This is a genomic window from Saccharopolyspora oryzae, from assembly GCF_027853915.1.
Classification (GTDB): domain Bacteria; phylum Actinomycetota; class Actinomycetes; order Mycobacteriales; family Pseudonocardiaceae; genus Saccharopolyspora; species Saccharopolyspora oryzae.
The window spans coordinates 1-9059 of sequence record NZ_JAQGLA010000147.1 but is presented as its reverse complement, the minus strand read 5'-3'; the positions used below and the strand labels follow the sequence as shown (position 1 = coordinate 9059).

The 9059-nt window shown below is 71.3% G+C and carries 9 protein-coding genes; 7 read left to right on the top strand and 2 right to left on the bottom strand.

Going from position 1 to position 9059, the window contains the following annotated elements; all coding sequences use genetic code 11:
* Positions 1–37: 37 nt before the first annotated feature.
* A complete protein-coding gene (locus OU415_RS37240) occupies positions 38–877 on the bottom strand; it encodes an NAD(P)H-binding protein (RefSeq protein WP_270954448.1) in 840 nt (279 codons plus the stop codon).
* Positions 878–1155: 278 nt separating this feature from the next.
* On the opposite strand from OU415_RS37240, the gene OU415_RS37235 reads away from it, so the two are divergent.
* From OU415_RS37235 to OU415_RS37220, 4 genes are all read left to right on the top strand, one after another.
* Entirely contained in the window at positions 1156–1698 is a 543-nt protein-coding gene (locus tag OU415_RS37235; RefSeq protein WP_270954446.1) for an ArsR/SmtB family transcription factor, read from the top strand.
* The gene (locus tag OU415_RS37230; RefSeq protein WP_270954444.1) at positions 1695–2930 is read left to right on the top strand and encodes an MFS transporter; all 1236 of its coding nucleotides are present in this window, start codon (positions 1695–1697) and stop codon (positions 2928–2930) included. Before OU415_RS37235 ends, OU415_RS37230 begins: the two co-directional genes overlap by 4 nt.
* Positions 2931–3005: 75 nt before the next feature.
* Positions 3006–4148 (top strand): M24 family metallopeptidase, encoded by a 1143-nt coding sequence (locus OU415_RS37225; protein WP_270954442.1) that lies wholly within the window; start codon positions 3006–3008, stop codon positions 4146–4148.
* 26 nt (positions 4149–4174) lie between these two features.
* Positions 4175–4615, top strand: a complete 441-nt coding sequence (locus tag OU415_RS37220) for an Lrp/AsnC family transcriptional regulator (protein ID WP_093155725.1) — start codon at positions 4175–4177, stop codon at positions 4613–4615.
* Between the two features lie 399 nt (positions 4616–5014).
* Here the strand turns inward: OU415_RS37220 and OU415_RS37215 are convergent, their stop codons facing one another.
* Positions 5015–6088 carry a GDSL-type esterase/lipase family protein gene (locus tag OU415_RS37215; RefSeq protein WP_270954441.1) on the bottom strand — a complete coding sequence of 358 codons (1074 nt, stop codon included), beginning with the start codon at positions 6086–6088 and terminating at the stop codon, positions 5015–5017.
* Between the two features lie 119 nt (positions 6089–6207).
* On the opposite strand from OU415_RS37215, the gene OU415_RS37210 reads away from it, so the two are divergent.
* The 3 genes from OU415_RS37210 to OU415_RS37200 form a co-directional block, all read left to right on the top strand.
* Complete coding sequence (locus OU415_RS37210) at positions 6208–6759, top strand: FxsA family protein (protein ID WP_270954440.1); 552 nt, start codon at positions 6208–6210, stop codon at positions 6757–6759.
* 122 nt (positions 6760–6881) lie between these two features.
* Positions 6882–8501 carry an amidohydrolase gene (locus OU415_RS37205; protein ID WP_270954439.1) on the top strand — a complete coding sequence of 540 codons (1620 nt, stop codon included), beginning with the start codon at positions 6882–6884 and terminating at the stop codon, positions 8499–8501.
* Between the two features lie 130 nt (positions 8502–8631).
* The coding region (locus OU415_RS37200) for a DEAD/DEAH box helicase (protein WP_333779290.1) at positions 8632–9059 on the top strand (428 nt) is incomplete at its 3' end.

Sequence of the window (9059 nt, the reverse complement as noted above, 5' to 3'; positions counted from 1 at the left end):
GCTCACACGACCTCAGCTCGAGGGCGAGGGACGTCGCTCAGCGGAAGTCCGACGCGTGGTCCGCTACCCACTGCGCGAAGGTGCGGGGTGGGCGACCGGTGACCTGTTCGACGGTCGGCAGCACGGGGTCGGGGTTGTCGACCGCCTCGGCCCAGTAGCCCAGCAGCAGCTGGAGGACGTCCTCGGGCACGTGCTGCCCCAGCTCCGACCGGGCTTGTTCCGGCGACAACTCCTCGAACGGGATTTCCCGGCCGAGCGCTGCGCCGATGGTGCGCACCTGGTCGGCGATGGTGATCGTCGCGGGACCGCTGAGCGTGTACTTCGCCCCGACGTGGCCGTCTTCGAGCAGCGCTGCCGCGGCCACCGCGGCGATGTCGGCCTCGTGGATCAGAGCCTGCGCCGCAGCGGCGAAGGGCGCTCGCACCGCGGCCCCCGAGCGGATGGTGTTCGCCCAGAGCAGCGAGTTCGAAGCGAAGGCGCCGGGCCGGATCGCGGTGCAGTCGATTCCGGATTCCTCAACGGCCTGCTCGACGCCGAGATGCTTGAGATGGCTTTCGTGGTTGAAGTCGAACTTGTACTCGTCGCCTGCCGACGCCGAGGACAGCGCGACGATCCGGCTCACCCCGGCCTTTTTCGCGAATTCCGCGAATGCCGCCGCGCCTTCGTGCGGGAACAGGTATGCGCGCTCGACTCCGGCGAGTGCGGGTTCGAGCGTTTCGGGGAGGCCGAGGTCACCTCCGACGACCTCGACGTCAGGTGGGAAAACCGCAGCTCCGGGGTTCCGCGTCAGCACTCGCACCTTCACACCTGCGTCGCGCAACTGCGCCACGACGTGCTTGCCGACGCTCCCGGTCGCACCGGTCACCAAGAAGGTCATGAACCGCTCCAGCATCTCCGGACAGAACGAATACCGCCGCGATCGCGACGAAAGGAAAGCTACACCAATAATTGCGATCGCGGAAATTTGACAAATTGCGGTATCTTTGCTCAGAAATTGGTTGATGCGACCCGTGAGAGAACAATTTGATTCTTGTCAAGAGCGCGTCCGCAAATTTCCCCGAATTTGAAACGGGCGACACCGGGGGCTCCGCGGCCTCGGCGCTGGACTGCCAAGAACTCTTTGCAAAGAGTTCTCTGCGGTCGTACGGTGTCTGCATGGACCGGAAGCTGGACGCGAAGAGCCTGCGCGGGTTGGCGCATCCGCTGCGGATGGAGCTGCTGGGACTGCTGCGCAGCGACGGGCCCGCGACGGCGACGCAGCTGGCCGCGCGGGTGGGGGAGAGCAGCGGGACGACGAGCTGGCACCTGCGGCAGCTCGCTGAGCACGGGTTCGTCGAGGAGGACACCGAGCGGGGCAACCGGCGCGAGCGCTGGTGGCGTGCGGTGCACGAGCACACCGTGCTGGCCACCGGCGAGCTCGGCCCGGACGAGCAGGGGCCGCTGGCGGCCTACCTGTTCGGCGTCGCCGGCGCGCACTACCGGCAGGCCACGGCCTACCTGGCCGAACGGCAGCAGTGGTCGCCGGAGTGGACCGAAGCGGCGTCGATGTCGGACACCTTCCTCTCGCTGCGGCCCGAGGAGCTCGGTGAGTTGACCCGGCGGATGCACGAGCTGCTCGACGAGTACCGGCGTCCCGCCGAGGACGGGGACGAGCAGGTCGCAGTGCAGTTCCAGGCCTTCCCGCGCTCGAAGCCGTGAACCGCCGGGCGCCGGTCTTCCTGCTGTGGGCGTCGACCGGCGTATCGGCGTTCGCCACGGCGGTCGCGCTGCTGGTCGTCCCGTGGTTCGTGCTGTCGCTGACCGGCAGCGCGACGCTGGTGGGAGCCGTCGCCGCGGTCGAGATGGCCGGACTGGTGGCGTTGGCCGGAGTCGGTGGTCCGGTGGTGGACCGGCTCGGCGCGCGCCGCAGCGCCATCGGATCGGACCTCGCGGCTGCCGCGGTGCTCATCGCGATTCCCTTGCTGCACAACACGTTCGGCCTGGCGATGTGGCAGCTCTTCGTGCTCGCCGCGCTCCTCGGCGCGAGCCGAGCGCCTGGGCAGACCGCGCGGCGGGCGGTAGCTCCGGACCTCGTCGAGCAGGCCGGGATTCCGTTGGAACGCGGCACCGGAGGGCTCGAGGCGGCCAACAGGTCCGCGCAGATGCTCGGCGCTCCGCTGGGCGGCGCGGCGCTGGCCGTGGTCGCCGAAACCACCGTGCTGGCCGGTGTCGGAGCCCTCTTCGCACTGGCGGCGGGACTGACCGCGCTCGGCATCCCGCGAATCCGCGCCGAGCGCTCGACCGACGGCTACCTGGCTGACCTCCGCGCCGGTGCCCGCGCGCTGCTCGGCGACCGTCTGCTGGTGGGGATGGTGCTGGTCCTGCTGGTGATGAACACGCTGGACATGGCCGCGATCGGCGTCTTCCACCCGATCTACGCGGCCGAAGTGCTGCACAGCCCCGTCGCGCTCGGCGCCATCAGCGGCGTCATGGCCGCCACGGCACTGCTGGGCAACGTCGCCTACAGCTGGCTCGGTCCACGGCTGCCGAGGCGGTTCTTGCTGGTCACGGCCATCGCGATCGCCGGTGCTCCGCGATACGCGGTCATGGCCCTGGAACCCGGGTTGCCAGCAGTGCTGATCGTCATCGCCATCACGGGCCTGGTCTCGGGCGCGATCAACCCGACGCTGTCGGTGATCGCCTACGAGCGGGTGGATCCGAGCATGCGCGGCCGCGTCCTCGGTCTGACGAGCGCCGTAGCGATGGGTGGTGCTCCGCTGGGTGCGCTCGTCGGCGGAGTGCTGGTCGACGGGTTCGGCCTGCCCACCGCGCTGTGGTCGGCCGGTGCGGTCTACGTGCTGGTCACCCTCGCGATGGTGGTGCTGCCGGTGTGGCGCGGCCTGGACCGCGGCGCCGATCCGGTTCCGCAGCCGCTGCGCGAATCCCGTTGACATCGCACGTCCGGCTCCAGCGGCCCCGGACCGCCCGCACGTCGGGACTTCACCGCGGGATTAGGCTTGGGAGCTATGGCCACCGACTCGTTCAAGCAGGATCATTCCGTGCTCGCCGCCCGGCTGAACCGGGCGGCCGAAACCGCAGCCGCGGCTGACCTCGACGCGCTGCTGATCTCGCCCGGTTCCGACCTGCAGTACCTCCTGGGCGCCGGCGGTGAGTCGCACGAGCGGCTGACCTGCCTGGTGCTGCCCGCCGACGGACGGCCCGCGCTGGTGCTGCCGAAGCTCGAAGAACTCGGCTTCGCCGACATCCCGCTGGCCGAACTGGGCATCGAGGTCGTCACCTGGGTCGACGGCCAGGACCCGCACGCCATGGTGGCCGACCTGGCCGGTCGCGGCGGGAAGCCGAACCGGCTGGCCGTCGCCGACGCGATGCCCGCGCTGCACGTCCTGCCGCTGCGCGCCGCGCTGCCCGACGCCGAGCAGGTGCTCGCCGGGCGCGTGCTGCGCGAGCTGCGGATGCGCAAGGACGCCGCCGAGATCGAGGCGCTGCGCAAGGCCGGGGCGGCCATCGACCGGGTGCACAACCGGATGGCCGAGTTCCTCAAGGCCGGCCGCACCGAGGCCGAGGTCGGGGCCGACCTCACCGCCGCGATCATCGAAGAGGGCCACACCGAGGCGGCGTTCGTCATCGTCGGCTCCGGCCCCAACGGCGCCAGCCCGCACCACGACGTGTCGGACCGCGTGATCCAGCGCGGCGACGTCGTCGTGATCGACATCGGCGGCCCGATCCCGGAGGGCTACAACTCCGACTGCACCCGCACCTACTCGATCGGCGAACCGGCGCAGGCCGACGTCCGCGAGACCTACGCCGTGCTGGAAGCCGCGCAGCGCGCCTCGGTGCAAGCGGTCCGCCCCGGCGCGACCGCGGAATCCATCGACGCCGCCGCCCGCGAGCCGATCGCTGCGGCCGGGTTCGGCGAGTTCTTCGTGCACCGCACCGGGCACGGCATCGGGCTCGACGTGCACGAAGAGCCCTACGTCGTCGGCGGCAACACCATCCAGCTGGAGGCGGGCATGGCCTTCAGCGTCGAGCCGGGCATCTACCAGCCGGGTCGCTGGGGCGCGCGCATCGAGGACATCGTCATCGTCACCGAGGACGGCGTCGAGAGCGTGAACAACCAGCCGCACGAGTTGGTGGTGCTGCCGGCGTGAGCGAGCGAGCCGCGACTCCAGCCGTGCTGGAAGCCACCGACCGGGCCATCCTGCGCGAGCTGGCGCGCGACGGCCGGTGCAGTTTCACCGACCTGGCCGAGCGCGTCGGGTTGAGCGTTTCCGCCGTGCACCAACGGGTTCGGCGGCTGGAGCAGCGCGGTGCGCTGCAGGGGTACACGGCCAAAGTGGACGGTGACCAGATCGGGCTGCCGCTCACCGCGTTCATCTCGCTGACCCCGATCGACCCGGCCGCGCCGGACGACTACCCGCAGCGCCTGGAGCACCTGCCGCAGATCGAGTCGTGCTACTCGGTGGCCGGCGACGAGTCCTACATCCTGCAGGTGCGGGTGGCTTCCCCGCTGGGGCTGGAGGAACTGCTCCGCCAGATCCGCGAAGCGGCGAAGGTCTCCACCCGCACGACGGTGGTCCTGTCCACCCCGTTCGAGAACCGCCCCCCGGCGATCTGACCCGGACCTCCGCGATTCCGCCGAAACCACCGATCTCGGCGGAATCGCGGAGTACCCCGACACACCCCGGCATGTCGTCCCCCGACACGCCGAAGTGACGCAAATTCAATGGAAATCGCACGTCCAATTTCCATTGAATTTGCGGAACCCCAGGCCAGACGCCGTGTCCCAGGTCCCGACACACCGAGGTCCCGACACGCGGAGGGGTGCAGTTTCAATTGAAACTGCAGATCCCAGGCGCGGTGGACCGCAGTTTCAATTGAAACTGCGGTGTGGGCCGGGACTTTCGGGTGGTTTGCCGGGGCGGACGCCGAATGTCGTTGCGCACGGCGGAGCCATGTGCTCAGGGGGTTGGGGTCGGCCGGTCCTCACGACGAATGTTGTTGTGCGCGAGAGCCGTCAGGGGTGGAGGGCGGCGTTGTGGGCGGGGACCGGGTGGAGGTTTCCGCGGTCGTCCGGGAGGCAGACCGCCGTCGGCTCCGCGCTCGGGAGGAACTCGCTCAGGCAGCGGCCCAGCTGGCGGTGACCTGCGGCGTTGGCGTGGTAGGACTCCTGCATCGCGTGCGCGGCGCGCGATTCGTCCTGGAGGCTCGCCCAGTCCACCGACAGGCGCGTGAACCACTCGCCGTCGCCCGTCTTCGGATTCCCGGTGCAGGCCTCGTGGCCTAAGCCCGCGCGGGAGAGGTCCAGGAACCGGGCACCGACCTGCTGGGCGACGTCGCGCAGCCCGCTCGACAGCTGCGGCACCCCGGTGTCGCGGATCCACTGCAGGTCGCTGGTCAGGAACGGGCAGCCGGACAGGTTCTGCAGCTCGGGGCGCACGCCGGGGCCGACGGGGGAGGCGTAGGACTGCACGATCAGCGAGTAGCTGCTAGGCGTGTACCCGGCGCTGTCCATCGCGGCCCGGACGTCGTCCAGCGCGCTGCGCACCTTCGGCTTCATCCGCTCGACGCGCTGCGGCCACTCCGAGCGCAGCGGCCCGGAGCAGCCCAGGTCGTCGCGGCGCACCCAGGCCTCGACGCACTGGTTGACCACGTCGGTGAACCCCACGTCGTCGTTCGCACCGACCTGCACCACGACGTCGGTGATGCGGTAGCGCTTGGCCAGCTCGGCAAGTTGCTCGGACTGCGAGCCTTCCGCGTGGCCGGGTTCCGGGTCGGCGCCGACGACCTCCGCGCGCGCACCGGAGCAGGCGAGGTTGATGCGGGTCACGTCCTCCGGCAGCTGCAGCTGGTTGATCGGCGCGGCGACCGAGCGGTGGCACCAGTTCCCGCGCTCGCCGTTGGTGCCGCCGACGTAATCGCCGCCACCCTCGCCGGACAGCGTGCTGTCGCCCATGGTGACCACGGCGGACGGGAGCTGCTTGGGCTGCAGCGGGAGTCCCGGCAGGTATTGGTCGCTGACCAGCAGCGCGAGCGCCAGCACCCCGCTGACCGCCGCGAAGAGGAGTGTTCTCGTTCTGTGCGCCCGCATCGCAGGAATTCTATGGGGGCCGCGGAGGAGGATCTCCATCACCTCTGGCCGGTGCGGGAGCATTTGCCGGGTCTGGTTCGTTGTACCCGGTGACCGCAAGTCGACAGGAGGGCCCTGCCGTGCCGATCTTCGTTGTGCTCCTGATCGCCGTGGCTGCCGAGATCGCCGTGCTGGTGGCGCTCGGGCAGGTGATCGGGGTGCTGCCCACCCTCGGGCTGCTGGTGGCCGGGGCGGTGCTGGGCGCCTGGCTGCTGCGCCGGGAGGGGCGCCGCACGATGGTGGAGTTCCGGGAGGCAGCGCGGCTGCGGCGCTCCCCGGACCGGGAGATCTCCGACGGCGTGCTCATCGCCGCCTCCGGTCTCCTGATCATCCTCCCGGGCCTGCTCAGCGACGTCGCGGGTTTGCTGCTGCTGTTCCCGCCGATCCGGGCGGTGCTGCGCAAGCGGATGCTGCGCGCCGCCGAGCGGCGGTCGAAGCAGATGCAGGACCAGGTGTGGTTGCACACCCAGCGGGTGCGCCGTGAGCGCGGCTCGGCGGGCAGCGATGTGATCGACGGCGAGGTGGTCTCGGTCACCGAGGACGACGAGCCCACCGCGGACGCCGGGCCGAAGTTGTTGCCGCCGCAGCGATCTGCGCAGGCAGAGCGGTCGGACGAGCAACCGCGCAGCTGATCGGGTCGACGGTCCGTCGCGGCTCGCGCGGAGGCGGGTAAGCTCGCCCGAACCAGCCCATACCGGCGTCGCGCGCCGGTCGCGATCGCAGCGAAAACCCGAGACGGGGAAGCACGAAGGACATGTCCGAGACCACGTTGCTGCTCGGCGGACGAATCCACTCGCCCGTCGACGCCGCCGCCACGGCGATGGCCGTGACCGATGGCACCATCTCCTGGCTCGGCTCCGACGACGTCGGCCGCGCGCTGCACCCCGACGCCGAGATCGTGGATCTGGAGGGCGCGTTCGTCGCGCCCGCGTTCGTCGACGCGCACGTGCACGCGACCTCCACCGGCCTGCTGCTCAACGGGCTGGACCTGACCGGCTGCGCCTCGCTGACGGAGTTCCTGCACGCGCTGCGCGACCACGTGGCCGAGTACCCGGGCGCTCTGGTGTGGGGGCACGGCTGGGACGAGACCTGGTGGCCGGAGCGCCGCCCGCCGACGCGCGAGGAGATCGACACCGCTGCCGCGGGCGCCCCGGTGTACCTGTCCCGGATCGACGTGCACTCCGCGCTGGTGTCCACGACGTTGGTCGACCGCGCGCCGCTGACCCGGGGCGCGGAGGGCTGGAGCGACTCGGGCCCGCTGACGCGCGTCGCGCACCACCACGTGCGCCGGGCCGCGCGGGAGTGCCTCGGCTCCGGACAGCGGAAGGAAGCCCAGCTGGCGTTCCTGCGGCACGCCGCCTCGATGGGCGTGGCTTGCGTGCACGAGTGCGGCGGGCCGGACATCTCCGGTGAGGACGACCTCGTCGACCTGCTCGCGCTCTCGGCGCAGGGCGGGGTTCCGGAGGTCATCGGCTACTGGGGCGAGCTCGGGGCCGTCGATCGCGCCGCGGAGCTCGGCGTTCGCGGCCTGGCCGGTGATCTCTTCGTCGACGGTGCGGTCGGTTCGCGCACCGCGGCGTTGCGCGAGCCCTACGTCGACGACCCGAACACCTCCGGTGTGCTCTACCTCGATGCGAGCGCGGTGGCCGAGCACCTGGTGGAGTGCACGCGGGCCGGTCTGCAGGCCGGGTTCCACGTCATCGGCGACGCCGGGGTCGCGGAGGTCTGCGCGGGCTTCCGCAAGGCGGCGGAGATCGTCGGCGTGCCGACGCTGGCCAGCATGCGCCACCGGCTCGAGCACCTGGAGATGGTCGACGAGCAGCAGGCCGCCGAACTCGGCAGCTACGGAGTGGTGGCGTCGGTGCAGCCCGCGTTCGACGCGGCGTGGGGCGGCTCGGCTGCGATGTACGCGCGCCGTCTCGGCGTGCCGCGCGGCACGCGGCTCAACCCGTTCTCGAAGTTGGCTGCCAGCGGCGCGCTGCTGGCGTTCGGCTCGGACGCCCCGGTGACGCCGATGGACCCGTGGCGGGCCGTGCAGGCCGCTGTGCACCACCGCACGGAAGGCTTCGGCGTCTCGCCGCGCGCGGCGTTCACCGCGCACACGCGGGGCGGCTGGCGAGCAGCGGGCGTGGACGACGGCGTGACAGGCACGCTGGTTCCTGGCGCGCCCGCGACCTACGCGGTGTGGGACGCCGGCGAGCTCGTCGTGGCCGCACCGGACTCGCGGGTGCAGCGCTGGTCGACCGACCCGCGCGCGGGGGTGCCCGCCCTGCCGGACCTCTCGCCGCAGGCCCCGATGCCGCGCTGCCTGCGCACCGTCCTCCGCGGCGAAACGATCTACGTCCGCGTCCCCGAGGACGACGAAATCGTCTGAGCGCACCTGGCGGGGTGCGGTGGTCAATTTCGCGCGAAATTGACCACCTGCTGACGTGCGCGGGTGTTGTGGAGGAGTTCGGAGGCAGGTTTTGGCGGACCGGGGACTTCCTGACCTCCCCGTCGGGGCGGTGCTCGACGACGTCGCCGGAGCGCTGGCCGAGCGCGGTGCTGCGGTGCTGGTGGCTCCGCCGGGTACCGGCAAGACCACGCTGGTTCCGCTCGCGCTTGCCGGGCAGGGCCTGCGGGTCGTGGTCGCCGAGCCGCGCCGGTTGGCCGCTCGCACCGCGGCCGAGCGCATGGCGGCTCTGCTGGGCGAGGACGTGGGGCAGCGCGTGGGTTATTCCGTGCGCGGTGATCGACGCCGGAGCGCGCGCACTGTTGTCGAGGTGGTGACCTCGGGTCTGCTGGTGCGGCGGTTGCAGGGCGATCCCGAGCTGCCCGGGGTGGACGTGGTGATGCTCGACGAGTGCCACGAACGCCACCTCGACGCCGATCTGCTGCTGTCGTTGCTCCTCGACGCCCGTGAAGGCCTGCGCCCCGACCTGCGGCTGCTGGC

Bases quoted from the DNA above. Each gene is read 5' to 3' on its own strand.
- OU415_RS37235 (WP_270954446.1), top strand. From the start codon at position 1,156: ATGGACCGGAAGCTGGACGCGAAGAGCCTGCGCGGGTTGGCGCATCCG.
- OU415_RS37225 (WP_270954442.1), top strand. From the start codon at position 3,006: ATGGCCACCGACTCGTTCAAGCAGGATCATTCCGTGCTCGCCGCCCGG.
- OU415_RS37205 (WP_270954439.1), top strand. From the start codon at position 6,882: ATGTCCGAGACCACGTTGCTGCTCGGCGGACGAATCCACTCGCCCGTC.
- OU415_RS37215 (WP_270954441.1), bottom strand. From the start codon at position 6,088: ATGCGGGCGCACAGAACGAGAACACTCCTCTTCGCGGCGGTCAGCGGG.
- OU415_RS37240 (WP_270954448.1), bottom strand. From the start codon at position 877: ATGACCTTCTTGGTGACCGGTGCGACCGGGAGCGTCGGCAAGCACGTC.